This window comes from Anaerotignum sp. MSJ-24, from assembly GCF_018918145.1.
Taxonomy (GTDB): domain Bacteria; phylum Bacillota; class Clostridia; order Lachnospirales; family Anaerotignaceae; genus Metalachnospira.
In genome coordinates, this window is sequence record NZ_JAHLPX010000005.1 from 40,531 (window position 1) to 62,268 (window position 21,738).

Sequence of the window (21,738 nt, forward strand, 5' to 3'; positions counted from 1 at the left end):
GTGAATAACTCTTATATTATAGGTAGATTGGTGGTAAAAATGAGTTATAAAATGATTTTTTTGGATTTAGATGATACACTGCTTTCGAGCGATCTGTCAATTTCCGAAGAAAACCTGCTTGCTATCAGAAAAGCCTCGGAAATCGGTGTTAAGGTAGTAATATGCACAGGCAGAGGCATTTTCAGCGTAAAGCATATAGCGGAGCAGTTCAAAATTGATTGGGATAATTGCTATATAATATGCTTAAACGGCGGAGCGGTTTATAAAGGCTTTCCGCCACTGCTTGTTTCGGAAAAGCTTTTTGATAACAGTATAGCCGGGATAGTGTATGAAACAGCTGAAAAATATGGTGTTGACGTGCAGATATACCGTGGAGATAAGCTTATAGTCGAAAAAGTTACCGAAAGAGTAAATATGTATATACAAAAGCTGAATGCAGATTATATTCTTGTTGACAGTGTAAAGAATTATGACGGAAAGCTTGCTAAAATGCTTCTTAACGGCCCGAATGATAAGCTGCTTAAGATAGAAAAAGAGCTTGCACCAAAGCTTGAAGGAAAAATGAATGTGTTTTTTTCAAATCCGAATTATCTTGAATTTACGGCATTTGAGGCTACCAAGGGTAAAGTACTTGTGGAGCTTGCGAATAAAATGGGTGTTGATGTGTCGGAAACAATAGCAATGGGCGACAGCTTTAATGATATTTCCATGGTGAAAGCCGCCGGACTTGGTGTTGCTGTAAGAAATGCGGTTGAACCGCTTAAAAAAGTGGCTGATTATATAACAAAAAATACCCATGACGAAAGTGCCGTAGCCGAGGTAATAAACAGATATATGCTGAATACCTCTGAAAAAAACGAAAATAAATATAAATTCAGATTTCCCGTATTGATATTTGCGGTTTTATTTATAATCGAACAGCTTTTGGCAAGTGCATTTAATATGCAGGCATTGAAATTTATAAGATATATGTATATAAATGGAAATGATACTTATAAAGTACAAATATTAACAGTGCTTATACCTTTTGTATTATGTTTTGCTGTTGATTATATTAACCAGAAAACCAAGAAAGAGGATGAAGAGGAATTCTGGATAAATAAATACGGAAAAAAATAATAAAAATTTTAATAAAATGTTTGACACGCCTCTGTTTTTATGATATTATAGATAGGCAGTAGGCTATGGAGAAGTACTCAAGTGGCTGAAGAGGCGCCCCTGCTAAGGGTGTAGGTCGTTTGCGCGGCGCGAGGGTTCAAATCCCTCCTTCTCCGTATTATAAACCTTGATTTTTCAAGGTTTATTTTTTTACAAATTTTCAATTTGAAATATTATTTTTATCTTAAAAAACTCTTATACAAGCCACTTTGTCAAAGCAAACAAAGTGGCTCGTAAATATCTATTTTATTTTTCTGTTATTAATTAAATTTTCAGTAGCACTTTTTACATGGTGTATATCCGCTGCTTTCTGCCTTAGATAATGTTATAGCTTTTGGAAATTTCATATTACTGCAATTAGGATTGCTATGATATTTTTTACCATTGGCTGTAATGTACACGGTTTTTTCGTTTGTATTAATTGCGTTTTCGGGATGGCCAGAGTCGTTTGCCTGTACCTGTTCAGTATTTTTCGCAGAATTATTGTTTGAGTTTTCATTTTTGACATTATTGTTGTTGTTCGTTGATTTTGAAGAACTTATCTTTATAAGCTGATTGGCTGAATCCCAATTAACATTACATCCGAGAGCTTCGGCAACAAAACGGGCAGGAACCATAGTTCTGCCGTTTACAGATTGTGCAGGAACATCAAGAATAACGGCATTATTGTTGACATAGGCATTATTTGAGCCAAGTGTTATTTCAATATTTGTTGCACCTTTGGTGGCTGAAACGGTTTTTGTTTCGTTGTTCCAGATAACATCTGCACCGAGCTCTTCAAAAATACTTCTAACCGGTACCAGTGTTCTGCCATCAATTATGACCGGTGAAACATCAGTTGTAAGCGGTTTGTTGTCAACTGTAATGTTTATAGCTGCAAAAGCAGATGTTGAAATTAATGCTGATATTAATACTGAAAGTGTAAAAACTTTAAATTTCATAAATTATCTCCTTATATTATATTCCATATTTTCCAGAAAATTTTATATTATAAGCATAGCATTTGATTACTTAAAATTCAAGTACTCATTAATTTTGTTTGAATAATAAAGGTAAACCGGATAAATTTGTGAACAATAGTTCCAAGATAAAGCCTACACGTTTTACAAATTATGATGAGCATGAATGGGATTACGACGAATTGAGCCGTATTAAACAGGCTGAGCTTTTACAGAAAATCATGTAGTTATATTATCTCCTTGCAGAACATATCCAAACAGGCTAAAATATAGTTATTATTTGATTATACAGTTAGGAACGATATTATGAAACAGCTTGTGATAGGAATAATTGCACATGTAGACTCCGGAAAAACAACGCTTTCGGAAGGAATGCTTTATTGTGCGGGACAAATAAAAAAATTGGGTCGTGTCGATCATGGAGATACGTTTCTTGATTCATATGAGCTTGAACGAAGCCGAGGAATAACCATATTTTCAAAACAGGCTATTATCGATTATAAGGATACGCATATAACATTGCTGGATACTCCGGGGCATGTGGATTTTTCGCCCGAAACCGAGAGAACCTTTAAGGCTATGGATTATGCTGTGCTTGTTATAAGCGGAACAGACGGCGTCCAGAGTCATACAGAAACGCTTTGGAAGCTTCTTACACATTATGAAATACCGACTTTTATATTCGTAAATAAGATGGATATTGACGGTGCAGATAAGGCTGCCGTTCTTAAGGAGCTTAAGGAACACCTTTCGGAAAGCTGTATAGATTTTTCCTCTGATAATACCCCGGAATTTTATGAAAATGCGGCAGTATATGATGAAGAAATGCTCGAAAGCTTTTTGGAAAACGGCGATGTAGATATACAAATGCTTGCCTCGGCAATAAAAAGCAGAAAAATATATCCATGCTGTTTCGGCTCTGCACTCAAAATGGACGGGGTAAAGGAATTTATGGACTGCCTCGACAAATATACCGTTGAGCCCGAATACGGCGATATTTTCGGAGCAAGAGTGTTTAAAATAACCGAAGATGAGCAGAAAAACAGGCTTACACATATAAAAATAACAGGCGGAAGTCTTAAGGTTAAGGCTATGCTTTCCGGTTTCGACAGAAACGGAGATAAATGGTCGGAAAAAATAAATCAGATAAGGATATATTCCGGTTCAAAGTTTTCAGCTCTGGATGAGGCTGTTGCCGGAACGGTCTGTGCCGTAACAGGACTTACAAAAACATATGCCGGCGAAGGTCTTGGCTTTGAGCTTGATGCCGAAGCGCCGTATTTAGAGTCTGTTTTGACTTATAAGCTTGAAATTGAGGACGGAACGGATATACATACCGTTTTGTCAAAGCTCAGACAGCTTGAGGAGGAAGAACCGGAGCTTAATATAGTCTGGAATGAGCAGCTTCAGGAAATCCATATACGTCTTATGGGCGAGATACAGACTGAGGTGCTTAAAAAACTTATTTATGACAGATTTAATATTTCGGTCAGCTTTGGACAGGGAAGTATAGTATATAAGGAAACAATAGCCGATGCAGTTGAAGGCATAGGCCATTATGAACCGTTAAGACATTATGCGGAAGTGCATCTTCTTCTTGAGCCGGGAAAACGTGGCAGCGGACTTAAGTTTTTTACAAGATGCAAAGAAGATATGCTCGATAAAAACTGGCAAAGACTTATATTGACTCATCTTGAGGAAAAACAGCATATCGGCGTTCTGACCGGTTCGCCTATAACCGATATGAAAATAACACTGCTTGCCGGAAAAGCCCATAATAAGCATACGGAAGGCGGAGATTTCCGACAGGCAACCTACAGAGCCGTAAGACAGGGTTTGAAATCGGCAGAAAGCATACTTCTTGAGCCTTGGTACAGCTTTGTGATAACTGTTCCGACCGACAATATCGGCAGAGCAATGTCAGATATACAGAAAATGAACGGTACTTTTTCACCGCCGGAAACCTCCGGTGCGGTTTCTGTGCTGAAAGGCAGTGCACCTGTTTCGGAAATAAGAGATTATCATAAATCGGTAATCGAATATACAAGAGGCAAGGGAAGAATATCCTGTGTGTTTAAGGGCTATGAGCCATGCCATAATGCCGATGAGGTAATAGAAGAAATCGGCTATGACAGCGACAGTGATATGTATAATTCGGCAGATTCGGTTTTCTGTTCACATGGAGCAGGTGTTATCGTAAAGTGGAATGAAGTGCGTGAGCATATGCACGTTGACAGCGGATGGAGTCCGGTGAAAAAAGAACCGATTAATGCCGAAACAAGGAAACGAATATCCGATTATTGTGCAGGGCTTGCCGATGATAAGGAGCTTATGCAGATATTTGAAAAAACCTACGGCCCGGTTAAGCGTGACTTAAGGACCGCTATGGATTCGGCAAAAAGCAAAGAAGCGGCAAAAAAGCTTAAAACGGATTATATATCCAATGGACCGGAATATCTGCTTGTAGACGGATATAATATAATTTTTGCATGGGACGAGCTGAAGGAGCTTGCAAAGGATAATCTTGACGCGGCAAGACAAAGATTGATTAATATTATGTGCAACTATCAGGGCGTAAGACAGTGCAATCTGATACTTGTTTTTGATGCATATAAGGTTAAAGGTAATGTCGGCGAAATCGAGAAATATCATAATATAACAATCGTATATACAAAAGAGGCGGAAACAGCCGATATGTATATCGAAAAAACAACAAATCAGCTCGGTAAGGACTATAGGGTTCGTGTTGCAACATCAGATGGGCTTGAACAGCTTATTATACTTGCACATGGTGCGTTGAGAGTGTCCGCATCGGAATTTAAGTATGAGGTTGACGCAGTCGAGAATGCCATAAGAGAATTTATAACAGAGCAGAATACTTAAGGATATTGTGTGGATTTGCTGCATGATTTGGATATGAAAAAGGCTTGTTCATCTGATTTGAACAAGCCCTTAATTTTTTTATTTACCTTTTCCGAGATATAACTCCTTAACCTTTTCGTTTGCAAGCAACTCTTGGCCTGTGCCGTGCAGAGCAATGGTTCCTGTTTCAAGAACATATGCAAGGTCGGCAATATGAAGTGCCATGTTTGCGTTCTGCTCGATAAGAAGTATCGTAACGCCTCGTTTATTGATTTCCTTTATAATATTGAATATTTCCTTAACTATGATGGGAGCAAGACCGAGTGAAGGTTCGTCCATCATAATAAGCTTGGGACGGCTCATAAGTGCTCGTCCGACAGCGAGCATCTGCTGTTCACCACCGGAAAGTGTACCGGCCTGCTGCCAGTTTCTTTCCTTAAGTCTGGGGAAAAGTGAATATACCCATTCAATATCGTCATTAAGATTATCTTTTCTTAAATATGCACCGATTTTAAGATTTTCAAGAACAGTCATATCGGGAAATACATGACGTCCTTCGGGAACAAGTGTAATGCCCTTTGTAACGATAGTGTGTGTAGGAAGCTTTGTAAGCTCTTCTCCGTCATATGTTATTGAGCCGGAAGCCGCATGTACAAGCCCTGTTATTGTACGAAGGATAGTCGATTTTCCGGCACCGTTTGCACCGATAAGAGTAACTATCTTTCCGTCGGGAACCTCGAAGGATACGTTTCGTACAGCCTTGATACCGCCGTAGTTTACAGAAAGATTATCAATTTTCAGCATCGTTGCTCACCCCCAGATATGCCTCAATAACACGAGGATTGTTCTGAATTTCTTCCGGTGTTCCGCTTGCGATTGTTTTTCCGAAGTCAAGAACATAAATACGGTCTGAAATCTGCATTACAAGATCCATATGATGCTCAATCATAAATACCGAAAGATTGTAATTTTCTTTTATTTCTTTGATAAAATCGGTAAGCTCAAGTGTTTCCTGAGGATTCATACCGGCAGCCGGTTCGTCAAGCAGAAGAAGCTTTGGATCGGTTGCAAGAGCTCTGGCTATCTCAACTCTTCTTTGAAGACCGTAGGGAAGAGAAGAAGCAATTTCGTCCTTAAGATGAAGCATGTTCTGCATATCGAGAAGCTCCATAGCTTCCTTACGCATTCTGTTTTCTTCCTTCATGTTAAGACGGAAAGTAGCGGAAAAAATATTCTGCTTTGCTCTCATATGCTTTGCTATAAGTACGTTTTCAAAAACCGTAAGGTTTGAGAACAGACGAATGTTCTGGAATGTACGTGCAACACCGAGCTTTGTAATCTGGTCGGGTGTTTTACGCATTATATGTTTATATTTATCTGCATTTTCGCCCTTATACATTGAAACCATTTTTCCCTGAGGATGGTTTTCGAGTATTGTTTCTCCGTTGAAGGCTACAAGACCGTTTGTCGGCTCATATACGCCTGTGATGCAGTTGAAAGCTGTTGTTTTTCCGGCACCGTTGGGGCCGATAAGAGCAACGATTTCGTTTTTGTTTACATCAAGAGAAAGATTATTTACGGCAACAACACCGCCGAACTGCATTGTTACGTTTTCTACATGGAGTACGTTTTCGCTCATTATTTATCGCCTCCACTTTCTTCAGCATTTACTTTTTGTTTTTTTCCGAACCGCCCCGGTATACTTCGTATCAGCCGTCCCAGACCGTCCCATGAGAATTCTGATGTTCCCATGATACCTTTACGATAGAAAAGGACGACAACCATAAGGAGTATTGAGAATATAACCATACGGAAGCCTGTACGGAAAAGAGGAATCTGTACACCGGCGATTGTAAGCGGTGTATCGAAGAAACGGAGCCATTCCTGACCGCAGTTTACAAGGAATGCACCAATTATACTTCCTGTTATCGAACCGATACCGCCGATAACAACCATAAGAAGTATGTTATATGTAAGTGATACCTGGAATGTCTTTGCCTCGATTGAACGCATGAATACCGCAAGAAGTCCGCCTGCAATACCTGTGAAGAATGAGCTTAATATAAAAGCAAGCTCTTTGTGTTTGAATAAGTTTACACCCATTGCCTCGGCTGCTATCTCGTTTTCTCTTATAGCTTTAAAAGCACGTCCGTATGATGAATTTATTATCAAAAGCATTATTCCTATACATATTACCGAAATTATAAACGGAGTGAATATAGAGGAAAATCCGGGGATGTTTTTAAGTCCGTAAGAACCGTTTGTTATTCTGTCCATCTGAGGACAAGCAAGAAGCGCTCTGATGATTTCGGCAAAGCCGAGTGTTGCGATTGCAAGATAGTCGCTCTTAAGACGGAGTACGGGAATACCGATAAGTGCTGCAACAACTGCCGCTAAAACACCGCCGAGTATAAGAGCAGCCCAGAACGGCATATGAAGATTTGCTATTATCGGGCTTATACCGCTCATGTAGTATACACTGGGACGTACATCAACGGGAATTGTTAATATGGCAACTGTATATGCACCGATAGCCATAAAGCCTGCCTGACCGAGAGAGAAAAGACCTGTAAATCCGGTAAGAAGGTTCATTGATACGGCTACAACGGCGTATATAAGGCTTCTTTCGATAATTGATATTGCATAGCTGTGCTGTGCCTTGTTTGTGTCAAGATAGAAAAGTATGGCAACAATTACAGCAAGTGCAACGATTGATAAAACCAAATTTCTTTTTTTGTTTGGTGAAACTGTCTGTATATTTTTCATAGTAATCACCTCAAACCTTGTCTGTTGCTTTTTCGCCGAATATACCTGTCGGTCTGAATAAAAGCATTATTATAAGAAGTACGAATGTAAATGCGTCGCTGAATGTTGAATATCCTGCGGCAGTAAGTATTGTTTCACCGACACCGAGTATAAATCCGCCGACAACTGCGCCCGGAATACTTCCGATACCGCCGAGAACGGCAGCTACGAAGCACTTAAGACCGGGAAGAGAGCCGCTGTAAGGATAAACGGTCATACGGTCTGTGAAATAAAGTATTGAACCGATACCGGCAAGAAGCGAGCCGATAACGAATGTGTAGCTGATTACGTTGTTTATTTTGATACCCATTATCTGTGCTGTGTCATAATCTTTTGAAACGGCACGCATAGCCATACCCATTTTTGTATGATTTATAAGCTGCATAAGTATGATAACGAGGACGATTGTAAGCACCGGAGTTATGAATGTAACGAGAGATGCGGATACATCGCCGAACTGATATATTTTTTTGAGTACGGGTATTTCGGGATAGCCCTTAGGAAGAGCTGTGAAAAGATATGTTGCAAGATTCTGAAGCAGATATGAAACACCGATTGCCGAAATCATAATAGACATTCTCGGAGCTGTACGTAACGGCTTATAGGCAACTTTTTCGATAACTACGCCAAGGGCAACTGTTGCCAAAAGCGTTATCGGTATAGCAATATACCAAGGAAAGCTTGCCATTGCGAAAATCATAAAATAACCTGCCATCATGAATATATCACCATGTGCGAAGTTAATAAGTCGCAATATACCGTAAACCATTGTGTAACCAATGGCGATAAGTGCGTAAGCACCACCCAGAGAAATGCCTGTCAGACAGTGCTGAATTATTGTTGATATACTCATAAATAAAGCCCCCTGTTGGTTGTTCTCTTTCTTACTTAAAAATTTAAACTGATTTTAAAAAAATTAGTGGGGAGAGAAGACTCTCCCCACTTAAAATTCACTTATTTATTACTCATCGATTGATGTTGTTGTTAAGAATACGATTTTACCGTCTTTGATAGTCTTGATATAAGCCATATCCTTATTAGCATCGCCGTTTTCATCAAATGTGATGTCACCTGTAACGCCTTCTACATGTACGTTCTTGAGAGCATCTTTGATTGCTGCGGGATCAACTGAATCAGCATCTTTGATAGCCTGAACGGCTGTGATGTAAGCATCATATCCGAGAGCTGAAACTGCAGGGATAATGTCTGATTCACCAATGCTTGTAAGGTAAGCTTTGAAACCGTCAACGAAAGCTGCAGCTTCGTCGTTTGCAGGAGCAGCTTCATCATAGAATGTTGAGAATACAGCGCCTTCTGCGTCAGCACCTGCATTTTCGATGATTGTTGCATTTTCCCATGTATCTCCGGCAGCGATTACTGATGTGATACCCATTTCACGAGCCTGCTTAAGGATAAGCGGAGCTGTTGTGATTGATGAAGGAGCAAAGATAAATTCAGGGTTAGCTGATTTGATGTTTGTAAGGATAGCCTTGAAGTCTGACTGGTTTGTCTGGAACTGTTCTTCAGAAACGATTGTTCCGCCGAGCTTTTCGAAAGCTGCCTTAAAGAATGAACCAAGACCTGATGAATAATCATCACCGAGCTGTGTAATAACAGCAGCTGTTTTGTATCCGTTCTGGATAGCATAGTTAGCCATTACAGTTCCCTGGAAAGGATCAAGGAAGCATGTACGGAAGTACCATTCGTTGCCGCTTGTAACCTGAGGGTTTGTACATGAGCAGCCGATTGCGGGAATTCCTGCTTCTGCAAAAATATCACCGGCAGCGATTGAAACGCCTGAGCCGTATGAACCGAGAACAGTAACAACGCCTTCTGAAACAAGCTTCTGAGCTGCTGTAACGGCTTCTGTCTTATCTGATTTGTTGTCAACTTCTACAAGCTGAATTGTGTATTCTGTTCCGCCGACCTCAACTGTAGGATAAACCTGGTTAGCGTAACGGATACCATAAACCTCCTGAAGACCGCCGCCTCCGTTTTCACCTGTCTGAGGCTCGAATACACCGATTTTAATTACATTGTCACCGGAAGCTGATGCGTCATTTCCTGATGATGTAGAACTTGAGCTGCTGCTTCCGCATCCTGCAAGTGCACCCATAACGAGGCATGCAGATAAAGCGATTGATAAAAATTTCTTCATACTTTCTTCCTCCAATATTATGTTTTTGTGTTTACACTATGAACAAATGTCCATGTGATTTACGAAATTATTATACATTAATACATGATTAAATGCAATACTTTAATTTAATAAGTTATAATACAAAATAATTATGCTAAATGAGCAAAAATATGTAAAAATAGCACGAAAGCCAGAGATTTCGTGGCACTTGAAAAAATATGACGAAAAGTGTTATATTATCTAAATATATCGAAATATTCGGAGGATTAATATATGGATAACTTTTATTGCGTAAAAGGAAATACGTGGTGTATTGATACCGGTGCAACTCTTATGGCGGTATACAGACTTAATGAACATGATATTGTTATGATAGATACCGGACTTGCATATGGCAGACCGGAAACAAAGTGCATTATGCACGTTCTTGACGGTTTTCAGCTTAATGTAAAGGCAATAATTGCGACACACGGACACCTTGACCATATAGGAAATAATAATATATTAGCAGGAAAATATGACTGTAAAATATATATGTATGGCTCTGAAGCTTATGATTGTATGAGTGTTGAGTCGATGAGAATACAGCATACCGGTGTTGCCTATGAAGAGGTGAAGGACGCTCTTGTTAAAATGACCAGCCGGGTTGATGTTTTTATAACGCCTTGGGAGAAAAAGATAAATATTTTGGGTGCGGATTTTGAGATTGTGCATACTCCGGGACACAGCCCTTCGCATATATCCATTATAACTCCCGATAATGTTATGATGGCAGGAGATGCCCTTATGTCAAAGGACGAAATAGTCAAGGCAAAAATACCTTATGCCTGCAATTTTGCCGTTGATTTTGAGTCAAAGAGAAAAATCGCCGCAATGAAATGTGATAAATACATAATTTCGCACAGAGGCATTTGCGACAGCGAAAGTATAGCCGATGAGGTAGAGGCAAATATTGAATATCTTAAGAGCAGAGCTGAAATAATCCATGGTTATATTGAGGACGGAATGTGCTTTGATGATATTGCTGCCGCAGTCTTGACTTTGATGAATATAAAGGTAGCGAACAGATATTATTTCTTTGACCTTCACGGAATGGTAAAGCCTTATGTGCAGTATCTTGAGGAATGCGGAGAAATTCAGGCATATTATGAAAAGGGCTATATAAGATATAAAGTACTTTAAAAACTTTATTGCGGTAATTAATTATTTTAATAGTGAATCAACAAATCAGAAGAGGAAAATTTATTAAATTTATACATTTTGTAAAATAATATAGGAAAATCAGACGTTATGTATATTTTACCATATATAACATAACCTGTATAAAGAAAAATATGTAGCAAAAATCAATATATAATAATCAATAATGTAATAAATAAATCAAACCTTAAATACAAACAGGCAGTTGTCAAATTCGATTGCCTGTTATTTTTAATTTTAACCGAATTGAATATTAAATTATCTAAAAATATGTTGACGGATTAAACAACTGATGATATAATAAACACAAGCTTAGAGTTTAAATATTTATATTGGTGGTGAAAAAGTGACTCCGAGAGAACATGAAATACTTGAAATAATAAAAACAAAGCCTACCATAGAACAGAATGAGCTTGCGTCAATGCTTGGCATAACAAGAAGCTCGGTTGCCGTACATATTGCAAACCTTCAGAAAAAAGGTTACCTCATCGGAAGAGGTTATATCATAAATAACGGTAACTATATAGTAGGTATCGGTGCTGCCAATGTGGATGTGCATGGAAAATCCAAAAAAGCAATAAATTTACATGACAGTAATCCGGGACATATGAATACCTCTGCCGGAGGCGTTACAAGAAACGTATCGGAAAACTTCGCAAGACTGGGCGGAAATGTAAAGCTTATAACCGCTGTCGGAAACGACGTTTATGCGGATAAAATAAGAAACGAATGTATTTCTGCCGGAATTGACATAAGTCACATACTTAAGGTTGAGGATCATGCTTCATCTACATATATATCGGTTCTTGATGAAAACGGAGATATGTTTGTTGCTCTGTCTGATATGTCGGTACTTCAGGAAATGACAGTTGATTTTATCCATTCAAAATCAAGCATTATAAAAGGAAGCAGACTTATCACCTGCGATCCTGCTCTTCATCCTGATGTAATGGAGGAAATACTTAACCTTTATTCAGATACAATACCTGTTTTTGTCGATCCGGTTTCATGTGCATATGCCGAAACAATAGTTGACTTTATAGGTAAGTTCCATACCGCAAAGCCTAATATACTTGAAACAGAAATATTAAGCGGCATGAAAATCAAAAGCAAAAAGGATCTTTATAAGGCTGCCGAAAAGATACTTGATAAGGGACTGAAGAGAATTTTTATCAGTCTTGGCGCAGACGGCTGTCTTTATATGGATAGAGAGGGCAAGCATATCGAAAGAAAGCTTGCACCTGTCGAGCATATGGTCAATGCTTCCGGTGCCGGTGATGCATTTATGGCAGCTGTTATATATAGCTATATTAACGCATTTACATTAGATAAAACTATCGATTATGGTCTTGCCGCCGGAATTGTGGCTATTTCACATGAAAAAACAATTAACCCGAATATGAGTGTTTCACTTATTGAAAATATTTTAAAGGAGAGAAAAATATGACACAGAAAGATTATTTATCAATCACACCCGAAATTGAACAGGCAATCAAAGAAGGCAAACCTGTTGTTGCTCTTGAAAGCACAATATTAAGCCATGGTATGCCTTTCCCTCAGAACGTAGAGTTCGCTCATAAAGTAGAAGAAATCGTAAGAGCAGAAGGTGCTATCCCTGCAACAACAGCTATCATCGGCGGCAAGCTTAAGGTAGGTCTTACATCAGAAGAGCTTGACATCATGTGCAAGGCTGAAAACGTAGGTAAGGTTTCACGTCGTGACGTTGCTGTTTATCTTGCAACAGGCAAGACAGGTGCTACAACAGTTGCTACAACAATGATGATTGCTGAAATGGCAGGAATCAAAATCTTCGCAACAGGCGGTATCGGCGGTGTTCACAGAGGTGCTCAGGAAACAATGGACATCAGTGCAGACCTTCAGGAGCTTGCTAACACAAAGGTTGCAGTTGTTTGCGCAGGTGCAAAATCACTTCTTGACCTTGGCCTTACACTTGAATATCTTGAAACATTCGGTGTTCCCGTACTTGGCTTAAGAACAGACGAATTCCCTGCATTCTACTGCAAGACAAGCGGCTTCAAGCTTGATTACAGAGCAGAAACAGAAGCAGAAATCGCTAAGATTGCTAAGACAAAATGGGATCTCGGTCTTAAGGGCGGCTTCGTAATCGGCAATCCTATTCCTGATGAATATGCTCTTGACTATGACGAAATGGAAAAGGTTATCGTTAAGGCTCTTGAACTTGCTAAGGAACAGGGTATCCACGGTAAAGACACAACACCTTTCCTTCTCAGCCATATCAAAGATATGACAGAAGGCGTTTCATTTGCATCAAACCTTCAGCTTGCATATAACAATGCTAAGGCTGCAAGTAAAATCGCTGTTGAGCTTGCAAAGCTTGAAAAGTAATTTGAATATCATATAAATACAGAAAGCCTCCGTAATGAACTGCGGAGGCTTTTGTGGTATCAGACGTAAACAGATTTTTGTAATTGTCTATTTATAACATAAATTTATTCAATTATAATAGGTAGCAAAGTTTTTATTACAGATACAGACATAAGGAGATACAAATGGCTGACATAATAACAAAATTCGGACAATATGTAAATAAGGAAATGCTGAACCACCCGGACAGAGCGAGAAAAGAGCTTATTTTCGGATTCAGTGCTTTTAATTTAAAGCTTAAATATTCACCGGACAAGGAGCTTTCGCCGGCAAGAAAATATCTTGCACAGGTTTGCATGAAGGCACATATTGATTCGCTTAAAAATGTTGAAAATGCAGCACTTATAAGTATTTTTCTTCCTTGCGAAATATTGCAGTCCTTTGGTATTACTCCGTTTTTTGCGGAAGGCTTTTCCGGCTATATAACCGGAGCATACGCCGAAAAAGGTTTTATAGAGGCGGCAGAGGCAGCTGGAATTGCGGAAACCTATTGCTCGTATCATAAAACCATAATGGGTGCGGCATTCAGCGGTGTTCTTCCGAAGCCAAAATTTATTATAAATACATCAATAGCCTGTGATGCAAATAACCTCACATTCAGAGCATTGTCGGAATATTTTGATGTTCCTCAGTTTTATATTGATATTCCGCCGGAACAGAGCGAAGAAAGCGTCGAATATGTCGCAGACCAGCTTAGGGATATGGTTAAGTTTATCGAGGAACAGACAGGAAAAACTCTTGATGAATCCAGGCTTAAGGCGGCAGTTTCAAGAACTGCACAGTCGCTTAAAAATATGGACGAAAGCTTCCGTCTTAAAAAGAATGTGTGCAGTCTTAACGATATAACAAGCGAAATGTATGAGGTGTTTATGACGCATCCGCTTTTGGGAACGGAGGAAATGCTTAAATATTCAGGTATGCTTGTGGACGATCTGAAAAAAGCACCGCCCAAAAAAGGAATAAGACTTCTCTGGATGCACACCATTCCGTATTTTCAAGAGCCACTGAGAGAAAGACTTAATTTCAATGAAAAATGCCAGATAATTGCCTGTGATATGAATTTTGAAAATATTGTGGAAACCGATCCGGAAAAGCCCTATGAAAGCATGGCAAGAAGAATTGTAATGAGCAGATTTAACGGTTCGTCAGATAACAGAATAAATAAAGCTATTGAAATGTCGAAGCTTATGGATATTGACGGCGTTATTTATTTCTGCCATTGGGGCTGTAAACAGACAATGGGGGCGGCAGTTAATGCCAAAAAGGCACTTGAAAAAGCAGGTTTTCCAACACTTATATTAAACGGCGACGGTGCAGACCGAAGCAACACAAGCGACGGACAGGTGCTTACAAGACTTGATGCTTTTATTGAAATGCTGGAGGATATGAAGAAATGATATATTATGTCTGTAAATATACGCCCATTGAGCTTATAGAGGCATTGGGCGGTAAATGTGCAAAAATGGAGCCGCTTCCCGATAATTTCGATACGGCAGACAGCCTCGGACACCCTAATATGTGCGGCTATGGAAAGGCTGTCATAGAAGAGGTGTATTCAAAAAATATAACCGAGCTTATACTTGTTGACTGCTGTGATGTAATACGAAGAGTTTATGATATTCTTGCGGCAAGCGGAAAAATGAAGTTTTTATATCTGCTTGAATTGCCGCATAAAAATGGAAGTACCGAGGTAAAGCTTTTTTCAAAAGCACTCAAAAAGCTTGCGGACGCTTGTTCGGTTTACAGCGGAAGCAAATTTGACGCCGATTTGGCTGTGAATGCTTTTAAGGAAGAAACAAAACCGGAAAATGAAAAATATATAAGCCTTATGGGTGCCCATGGCGGTAAGTTCCTTTATAATGCTGTTGATGAAAAATTCGGACTTCCCATACATGATGATACCTGTACAGGCAACAGATATTTGCCTAAGCCGGATAAAAAATATACTGATATAAATGAATTCATAGGTTATTATGCGGAAAAACTGCTCGACCAGACACCTTGTATGAGAATGCTCGATAATAAAAAGAGAAAAAGACTTGCCGACGGAGCAGTCGGAATTATATATCACACAATGAAATTCTGTGATTATTACAGCTTTGAATATATGGGAGTAAAGAGCAATACCGATACACCGCTTCTGAAGATAGAAACCGACTGCACAAGCCAGAGTGAAGGTCAGCTTTCGACAAGACTTGAGGCTTTTGCGGAAACCATCGGAGCGGTAAAGAATGAGGAGAAAATAAAAATGCGTACAGACGGAAAGCTTTATTCGGCAGGAATAGACAGCGGTTCAACAAGCACCGATGCCGTAATTATGGATAAAGATAAAAATATAATAGGAAAAGCGATAGTCGCTACCGGTGCAGGTGCTACCAACGGAGCAAAAAAGGCTCTTTCACAGGCTCTTGAACAGGCAGGACTTACCGAGGACGAGCTTACTATGGTTGTTACGACCGGCTACGGAAGAGAAAACATAGGCTTCGGAAATTCTTCCGTAACAGAAATAACCTGTCATGCAAAGGGTGCACATTTTCTTGATCCTTCGGCAAGAACGGTAATAGACATAGGCGGACAGGATTCAAAGGTAATCAGAATTGATGACAGCGGAGCGGTTGTCAGCTTTGTTATGAACGATAAATGTGCGGCAGGAACAGGACGTTTTCTTGATATGATGGCAAGAACAATGGAGCTTTCTCTTGATGAAATGGGTGAACTCGGTTTAAAATGGAAGAGTGATGTAACGATTTCAAATATGTGTACCGTATTTGCCGAGTCGGAGGTAGTTTCGCTTGTTGCACAGGATACGCCTCCGGAGGATATAATACATGGACTTAATAAATCCGTTGCCGGAAAAACGGTTTCGCTTGTTAAACGTGTCGGCGGAGAAAGCGGATATATTATGACCGGCGGAGTTGCCAAAAACAGAGGCATTGTTGCCGCCATAGAAGAAAAGCTCGGAGAAAAGCTTTTTATATCCGAGGATGCACAGTTATGTGGAGCGATAGGTGCGGCACTTATAGGAATGGAATCTGTTGCCGAATAATAAATGGGGTGGCTGTATGGATATATATGATAAATATAAAAACGGACGGGATATGGCATGGAAGGCTTTGCTTGAAAGCGGTGTAGGCCGTCTTCCGGTGAATCTTAAGGCTGTTGCCGATGCCTACAATATAGAGATATATTCATACGATACTGCCGTTAAAAACGGACTTATATCGGAGGAAAATGCCAAAGGCAGCGGCTTTTCGAGATTTTATAACGGCAAAAAGCAGATATTTGTTGATGGAAGCAATGCCAAGTCATTTGTGAGATACGAAATGGCAATACAGCTCGGACATTGTATTATGGGGCATTATCTGACAGGAAAGCCTTGCGAACGTAAATCAAAAGAAAAGAAAAGTATGTCTGCAACCGACTATGAGGCATATATATTTGCAAGAGATCTGCTCATGCCGGCAACGGTTTTGTACGGACTTAAAGTACATTCGGCAGAGGAAATAGAGGAGCTTTGCAATGTTCCGCATAAATTTGCGGTAAAGAGAGCCAAACGCATGGAGGAGCTTTATAAACGTGATAAATTCAACAGTTCCGAAACAGAAAGGCTTGTGTTTGACCGGTTTATAGAATTTATATATAAGTATGCAAATTAAAAAGACGGCTGTTTTAATGAGTTGATTTAAAACAGCCGTCACTTTTGGTTATTATTCAAATTTGTTTATTTCATCAATGAATACATCTGCCATAGAGCAGTTAAGGTGATAATTAAGCTTCTTGAATGTTTTGTCAAGAGCCGAAAGTGTTTCGGCAACATCTCTTATATTTGCATTTTCGCCCATATGACCTATTCTGAATACCTTTCCGGCAAGAATATCGAAACAGCCGGCAATGAGAATGTTGTAATCATCTCTCATTGTGTCGAGTATCTGTGTATCGGTAAGACCTTCGGGAACATTTATTACGGATACCGTATCGGAATATCCGCCCTTTGCATAGAGTGTAAGTCCTGCCGCAGTTACGGCTTTTCTTACAGCCTGTCCGATTATATGATGTCTTTTTAATATAGTCTTGTCATGCAGTACATTTGATATTGCTTTGTTAAGACCGATTATGTCGCTTATAGGCATTGTATAAGGGAACCATTTGTCTTTATAATAATTTTTAAATGTAAGTATGTTGCAATAGAAAGAAGCGATAGGTGTTTTTCGGTTTTCCATTGCTTTAATGGCATCGTCGCTTACAGAAAGCATTGTAAGTCCCGGAGGTGCCGAGAGTGCCTTCTGTGAACCCATACAGCAAATATCTATTTTTGCCGCATCTACATTAAGAGGTACGCCGAATGATGCCGATACGGTGTCAACAACCGTCATTATTCCGTATTCCTTAAGAAGAGGACATATAGCCTCAACATCATTGAGCATTCCGCTTGGTGTATCACAGTGGACAACCGTTGCATATTTAAAATCGCTGTCGGTGTCAAGATATGCCTTAAGCTCTGTTACATCGATGGGCTCTGTGTAGTCCTTTGTGTAATATACAGGTGTTCCGCCGTATATTTTTACAAAATCGCCAAAGCCTTTGCTGTAAATTCCGTTGTCGATTATAAGAACTCTGTCGCCGGCCTCCGTAAGAGAAGCACAGGCTGCCTCAAGACCGAGTATGCCTTCGCCGGAAAGAATATATATATTTCCTGTCGAATGGATTATTTCTCCGAGCATATCGCATGTATGCTTATAGTATTCCGTAAAGCTTGTGTCTATGTCCGGATTTGTTGTTATAAGGCTTCTTGCCGCACGTACGTTGTCCTTGACCTGTGTAGGTCCCGGTGTCATTATTTTATACATTTAATATTTCAACTCCTTGTTATTGCTGAAAGCTGTTTCTTGAGAGGTTTTGCAAGCGGAAGAACAATAACGGCTGCTGTAAGAATCTGTACAATGTTTCCGGGAATGCTTGCTGCGGGAGCAACCCAGTTGCCGTATATAATTCCTTCTGCTATATAATAGCCTACAATTTTGATTGCAAGAGCCGCAAGAATTGCGATTACATACCATAAAATTGTGTTGTGGCTTTTATCCTCTGTAATTTTTCCTACTACCCAACCCATTATTCCTACTATTACGAATGTGAACGGGGCCCAAAGTGTCCAGCCGGAGAAAAGATCGAAAAGAGCCATTCCGACAGCACCTGAAATAGCGCCTGTTTTCTTGCCGAAAATGATTGCCGCAAGGAAAAGAGGAACATTTCCGAGATGGATAAGACCGCCGTTTGCTACAATGGGAAGTCTGAGGTTTATAAATCCGGTTGCTATAAATACAAGAGCAATGGAAATACCGTTTATTGCTACCTGTTTTGCCGATGATGTATTTGCTGCTGCTGAGTTGTTCATTTTGAATTACCTCCATAAGTTATACGATTTTATACTTATTGACCGGTTCAATTATGTGGATTATAATACTATCAAACTGACCGTATTAAAACAACCAGTTTATGATTTTTTTATAGTACCAGATGGAGGCTTTATGATAGCGTTAGAGGATAAGAATAATCTCGGTTCACTCTATTTTCAGATATATTCACAGCTTAAGGACGATATTCAGTCCGGAAAGCTTAAGGCCGGAACAAAGCTGCTTTCCAAAAGAAAAATGGCGGAAAGGCTCAGTGTGAGCGTGAATACTGTGGAAACGGCATATTCACAGCTTGTTTCGGAGGGCTTTATAGAGGCAGAGGCAAAAAGAGGATATTTTGTCTGCAAAATAGACAGACTTAATATAGATAATAAACCTAAAATAGAAAATGAACCGGATAATGAATATAACAAAGGAAATAATATAATCGTGGATTTTGCGACAGACGGCGTTGACGGCGATAACTTTCCTTATAACACATGGCGAAAGCTTATGAAAAACTGTTTTAATGAATATAATCCGGATATATTGAAAAGTGCGCCGCCGGAAGGCGATTATAAGCTGAGAAAAGCCGTAGCCGGACATATATATGCCTCAAGAGGTGTAAACTGCTCCGTAAATCAGGTTATAATAGGTGCCGGAGTCGATAATCTGCTCAATATCATAAGCGGAATTATAGGAATAAAAAGTAAAATTGCCATGGAAAATCCCGTATACTATGAAGCATATTCATTGTTTAAGAGTCTTGGACATGAGATAATATCCATACCTGTGGACGATAAGGGAATGAGAACGGATATGCTGCCGGAAGAGGATAGTATTATTGTGTATGTAACTCCGTCACATCAGTTTCCGCTTGGTATAACAATGCCTGCCGGAAGACGGGTAAAGCTTATGAATTGGGCATATGAAACGGAAAACAGGTATGTAATCGAGGACGATTATGACAGCGAATTCAGATATAATTCAAAGCTTATTCCGTCGGTTCAGAGCATAGACAGAAAAGGAAGGGTTATATATCTCGGAACGCTTTCAAAAACCATTGCTCCGTCGGTCAGAATAAGTTATATGGTTCTGCCAAATGAGCTGCTTAAACGCTATAACGAAAAATACAGAAAATTCAGCTCTGCGGTTTCCGTTCTTGAGCAGAATATGGTTACGGAATTTATAACCGAAGGCTATTACGAAAGACACCTTAACCGTATGAGAAAGCTTTACGGTGAAAAAAGAACGGTACTGCTTGCGGAGCTTAAAAAATTCGGCAGTGCTGTAAAGCTCAACGGCGAAAACGCCGGGCATCATATGGCGGTAAAGCTGACAAACGGAACATCGGAGGCAGATATGGTAAGGCTTGCGGAAAATGTCGGAGTTAAGGTCTATCCTCTGTCGAAATACTTTGTGGATAAGGTTCCCGATAAATATAAAAGTACAGTGCTTATCGGTTATGCAACGCTTTCTGTGGATAAAATTAAAACAGGTGCGGAGCTTTTGAGAGGTGTATGGACTGATAATATATAATTAGGTAGAAAATTTTTGTAAAATAGCTGTAAATATTACAAAGTTTTATGATTTATATTGACTTTGAAGCCAATAGGTGTTAGTATTCAACTGTATATATTCTTGTTTTGAATACGGAATATGGTAGAGGTGCAGAAAACATCAGTATTTTGTGCGTAAGACGGGCGGTCGGCACAGAGGAAAGGGTTTTTTGCCGAAGCTTGTATAATTTCTGCCCGAGGTTTGCAGGCTGGGCCGGCTGTAAAATATGCAGCGGACTGTCACTTATGTGGAGAGCTATCATTTAATTGTGACTGTGGTTTTTATATGCCGAATCTTCACCTGAGTTGAGATTGGGCATTTTTTAATTATGTAAATATTTTATTTATCTACAAAGGAAGGTATGTGTATTATGAAGAAAAAATTATTATCAGCAGCAGCACTTGCTATGGCATGTATGCTCTCATTTGCAGGCTGCTCATCATCAAGCAGCAGCTCATCATCAAGCGATTCAGATTCATCATCAGATGCTTCGGGAGTATTAAACGACAACGTACTTACAGTAGCTATGGAATGTGGTTATGCTCCTTATAACTGGACACAGCCCGATGATTCAAACGGCGCAGTTCAGATTAAGGACAGCCCGGACTATGCTTACGGCTATGACGTTATGATGGCTAAGCATATCGCAGAAGAGCTTGGTATGGATCTTGAAATCGTTAAGCTTGACTGGGATTCACTTGTACCCGCTGTTCAGTCAGGAACAGTTGACTGTGTTATCGCAGGCCAGTCAATCACATCAGACAGACTTGAAATGGTAGACTTCACAGAGCCTTACTACTATGCTTCAATCATTACACTTGTTAAGGCAGACGGCCCTTATGCAAACGCAGCAAGCGTTGCGGATCTTGCCGGAGCAACATGTACTTCACAGCAGAATACAGTATGGTATGATACATGTCTTCCTCAGATTCCCGATGCAAACATTCTTCCTGCACAGGAATCAGCACCTGCTATGCTCGTTGCACTTGATGCAGATAAATGTGACATCGTTGTAACAGACCAGCCCACAGGTCTCGCTGCCTGCGTTGCATATCCTGATTTCAAACTTCTTGACTTCTCAGGCACAGACGGAGCTTTCCAGGTATCAGACGAAGAAATCAACATCGGTATCTCAATCCAGAAGGGTAACACAGAGCTTAAGGATAAAATCAACAGCGTTCTTGCAGAAATGACACCCGAAGATTACACAAACATGATGAACGATGCTATCGCTGTTCAGCCCCTTAGCGAATAATTT

At 39.8% G+C, this 21,738-nt stretch carries 19 protein-coding genes, 1 tRNA gene and 1 riboswitch; of the genes, 12 read left to right on the forward strand and 8 right to left on the reverse strand.

Features of this window, described 5'->3' with window-relative positions:
* The first annotated feature begins 39 nt into the window (after positions 1-39).
* Together KQI66_RS04575 and KQI66_RS04580 are read left to right on the forward strand one after the other, a co-directional pair.
* A complete protein-coding gene (locus KQI66_RS04575) occupies positions 40-1,119 on the forward strand; it encodes a Cof-type HAD-IIB family hydrolase (RefSeq protein ID WP_216427505.1) in 1,080 nt (359 codons plus the stop codon).
* Between the two features lie 67 nt (positions 1,120-1,186).
* Positions 1,187-1,274, forward strand: a tRNA-Ser gene (locus KQI66_RS04580).
* A gap of 156 nt (positions 1,275-1,430) precedes the next feature.
* On the opposite strand, the gene KQI66_RS04585 is transcribed toward KQI66_RS04580, so the two are convergent.
* Positions 1,431-2,099 (reverse strand): copper amine oxidase N-terminal domain-containing protein, encoded by a 669-nt coding sequence (locus KQI66_RS04585; RefSeq protein ID WP_216427506.1) that lies wholly within the window; start codon positions 2,097-2,099, stop codon positions 1,431-1,433.
* Positions 2,100-2,197: 98 nt separating this feature from the next.
* On the opposite strand from KQI66_RS04585, the gene KQI66_RS04590 reads away from it, so the two are divergent.
* A complete protein-coding gene (locus KQI66_RS04590; RefSeq protein WP_216427507.1) occupies positions 2,198-2,344 on the forward strand; it encodes a hypothetical protein in 147 nt (48 codons plus the stop codon).
* Between the two features lie 79 nt (positions 2,345-2,423).
* Positions 2,424-5,000: a translation factor GTPase family protein gene (locus tag KQI66_RS04595; protein WP_216427508.1), complete on the forward strand. Its 2,577-nt coding sequence runs from the start codon at positions 2,424-2,426 to the stop codon at positions 4,998-5,000.
* Positions 5,001-5,078: 78 nt separating this feature from the next.
* On the opposite strand, the gene KQI66_RS04600 is transcribed toward KQI66_RS04595, so the two are convergent.
* From KQI66_RS04600 to KQI66_RS04620, 5 genes are all read right to left on the reverse strand, one after another.
* Positions 5,079-5,783: an ABC transporter ATP-binding protein gene (locus KQI66_RS04600; protein ID WP_216427509.1), complete on the reverse strand. Its 705-nt coding sequence runs from the start codon at positions 5,781-5,783 to the stop codon at positions 5,079-5,081.
* On the reverse strand, positions 5,770-6,618 hold the full coding sequence (locus tag KQI66_RS04605) for an ABC transporter ATP-binding protein (RefSeq protein ID WP_216427510.1): 849 nt from the start codon (positions 6,616-6,618) through the stop codon (positions 5,770-5,772). The genes KQI66_RS04600 and KQI66_RS04605 overlap by 14 nt, the downstream gene beginning before the upstream one ends.
* Positions 6,618-7,745 (reverse strand): branched-chain amino acid ABC transporter permease, encoded by a 1,128-nt coding sequence (locus KQI66_RS04610; RefSeq protein WP_216427511.1) that lies wholly within the window; start codon positions 7,743-7,745, stop codon positions 6,618-6,620. Before KQI66_RS04610 ends, KQI66_RS04605 begins: the two co-directional genes overlap by 1 nt.
* A 10-nt stretch (positions 7,746-7,755) precedes the next feature.
* The gene (locus KQI66_RS04615) at positions 7,756-8,637 is read right to left on the reverse strand and encodes a branched-chain amino acid ABC transporter permease (RefSeq protein ID WP_216427512.1); all 882 of its coding nucleotides are present in this window, start codon (positions 8,635-8,637) and stop codon (positions 7,756-7,758) included.
* 108 nt (positions 8,638-8,745) lie between these two features.
* Positions 8,746-9,942, reverse strand: coding sequence for an ABC transporter substrate-binding protein (locus KQI66_RS04620; protein WP_216427513.1), 1,197 nt, complete (start codon positions 9,940-9,942; stop codon positions 8,746-8,748).
* A gap of 255 nt (positions 9,943-10,197) precedes the next feature.
* Between KQI66_RS04620 and KQI66_RS04625 the strand changes: the two genes are divergently transcribed.
* The 6 genes from KQI66_RS04625 (at position 10,198) to KQI66_RS04650 (ending at position 17,186) form a co-directional block, all read left to right on the forward strand.
* On the forward strand, positions 10,198-11,106 hold the full coding sequence (locus KQI66_RS04625; protein ID WP_216427514.1) for an MBL fold metallo-hydrolase: 909 nt from the start codon (positions 10,198-10,200) through the stop codon (positions 11,104-11,106).
* Between the two features lie 364 nt (positions 11,107-11,470).
* A complete protein-coding gene (locus tag KQI66_RS04630; protein WP_216427515.1) occupies positions 11,471-12,571 on the forward strand; it encodes a PfkB family carbohydrate kinase in 1,101 nt (366 codons plus the stop codon).
* Positions 12,568-13,491 carry a pseudouridine-5'-phosphate glycosidase gene (locus tag KQI66_RS04635; RefSeq protein ID WP_216427516.1) on the forward strand — a complete coding sequence of 308 codons (924 nt, stop codon included), beginning with the start codon at positions 12,568-12,570 and terminating at the stop codon, positions 13,489-13,491. The genes KQI66_RS04630 and KQI66_RS04635 overlap by 4 nt, the downstream gene beginning before the upstream one ends.
* Before the next feature lie 164 nt (positions 13,492-13,655).
* On the forward strand, positions 13,656-14,927 hold the full coding sequence (locus tag KQI66_RS04640; RefSeq protein ID WP_216427517.1) for a 2-hydroxyacyl-CoA dehydratase subunit D: 1,272 nt from the start codon (positions 13,656-13,658) through the stop codon (positions 14,925-14,927).
* A complete protein-coding gene (locus KQI66_RS04645; protein WP_216427518.1) occupies positions 14,924-16,576 on the forward strand; it encodes an acyl-CoA dehydratase activase in 1,653 nt (550 codons plus the stop codon). The genes KQI66_RS04640 and KQI66_RS04645 overlap by 4 nt, the downstream gene beginning before the upstream one ends.
* A complete protein-coding gene (locus KQI66_RS04650) occupies positions 16,566-17,186 on the forward strand; it encodes an ImmA/IrrE family metallo-endopeptidase (RefSeq protein WP_216427519.1) in 621 nt (206 codons plus the stop codon). Before KQI66_RS04645 ends, KQI66_RS04650 begins: the two co-directional genes overlap by 11 nt.
* A 51-nt stretch (positions 17,187-17,237) precedes the next feature.
* On the opposite strand, the gene KQI66_RS04655 is transcribed toward KQI66_RS04650, so the two are convergent.
* Together KQI66_RS04655 and KQI66_RS04660 are read right to left on the reverse strand one after the other, a co-directional pair.
* Positions 17,238-18,377, reverse strand: a complete 1,140-nt coding sequence (locus KQI66_RS04655) for a pyridoxal-phosphate-dependent aminotransferase family protein (protein WP_216427520.1) — start codon at positions 18,375-18,377, stop codon at positions 17,238-17,240.
* Between the two features lie 8 nt (positions 18,378-18,385).
* Entirely contained in the window at positions 18,386-18,922 is a 537-nt protein-coding gene (locus tag KQI66_RS04660; RefSeq protein WP_216427521.1) for an ECF transporter S component, read from the reverse strand.
* Positions 18,923-19,055: 133 nt separating this feature from the next.
* On the opposite strand from KQI66_RS04660, the gene pdxR reads away from it, so the two are divergent.
* Positions 19,056-20,459 carry a MocR-like pyridoxine biosynthesis transcription factor PdxR gene (pdxR, locus tag KQI66_RS04665; protein ID WP_216427522.1) on the forward strand — a complete coding sequence of 468 codons (1,404 nt, stop codon included), beginning with the start codon at positions 19,056-19,058 and terminating at the stop codon, positions 20,457-20,459.
* 116 nt (positions 20,460-20,575) lie between these two features.
* A riboswitch (Lysine riboswitch) is annotated at positions 20,576-20,746 on the forward strand.
* A gap of 104 nt (positions 20,747-20,850) precedes the next feature.
* Complete coding sequence (locus KQI66_RS04670) at positions 20,851-21,735, forward strand: transporter substrate-binding domain-containing protein (RefSeq protein ID WP_216427523.1); 885 nt, start codon at positions 20,851-20,853, stop codon at positions 21,733-21,735.
* The last annotated feature ends 3 nt before the right edge of the window (positions 21,736-21,738 follow it).

Coding starts and splice junctions, on each gene's coding strand:
- pdxR (WP_216427522.1), top strand. CDS start 19,056: ATGATAGCGTTAGAGGATAAGAATAATCTCGGTTCACTCTATTTTCAG.
- KQI66_RS04610 (WP_216427511.1), bottom strand. CDS start 7,745: ATGAAAAATATACAGACAGTTTCACCAAACAAAAAAAGAAATTTGGTT.
- KQI66_RS04625 (WP_216427514.1), top strand. CDS start 10,198: ATGGATAACTTTTATTGCGTAAAAGGAAATACGTGGTGTATTGATACC.
- KQI66_RS04595 (WP_216427508.1), top strand. CDS start 2,424: ATGAAACAGCTTGTGATAGGAATAATTGCACATGTAGACTCCGGAAAA.
- KQI66_RS04620 (WP_216427513.1), bottom strand. CDS start 9,942: ATGAAGAAATTTTTATCAATCGCTTTATCTGCATGCCTCGTTATGGGT.
- KQI66_RS04605 (WP_216427510.1), bottom strand. CDS start 6,618: ATGAGCGAAAACGTACTCCATGTAGAAAACGTAACAATGCAGTTCGGC.
- KQI66_RS04575 (WP_216427505.1), top strand. CDS start 40: ATGAGTTATAAAATGATTTTTTTGGATTTAGATGATACACTGCTTTCG.
- KQI66_RS04635 (WP_216427516.1), top strand. CDS start 12,568: ATGACACAGAAAGATTATTTATCAATCACACCCGAAATTGAACAGGCA.
- KQI66_RS04645 (WP_216427518.1), top strand. CDS start 14,924: ATGATATATTATGTCTGTAAATATACGCCCATTGAGCTTATAGAGGCA.
- KQI66_RS04585 (WP_216427506.1), bottom strand. CDS start 2,099: ATGAAATTTAAAGTTTTTACACTTTCAGTATTAATATCAGCATTAATT.
- KQI66_RS04600 (WP_216427509.1), bottom strand. CDS start 5,783: ATGCTGAAAATTGATAATCTTTCTGTAAACTACGGCGGTATCAAGGCT.
- KQI66_RS04640 (WP_216427517.1), top strand. CDS start 13,656: ATGGCTGACATAATAACAAAATTCGGACAATATGTAAATAAGGAAATG.
- KQI66_RS04655 (WP_216427520.1), bottom strand. CDS start 18,377: ATGTATAAAATAATGACACCGGGACCTACACAGGTCAAGGACAACGTA.
- KQI66_RS04660 (WP_216427521.1), bottom strand. CDS start 18,922: ATGAACAACTCAGCAGCAGCAAATACATCATCGGCAAAACAGGTAGCA.
- KQI66_RS04670 (WP_216427523.1), top strand. CDS start 20,851: ATGAAGAAAAAATTATTATCAGCAGCAGCACTTGCTATGGCATGTATG.
- KQI66_RS04615 (WP_216427512.1), bottom strand. CDS start 8,637: ATGAGTATATCAACAATAATTCAGCACTGTCTGACAGGCATTTCTCTG.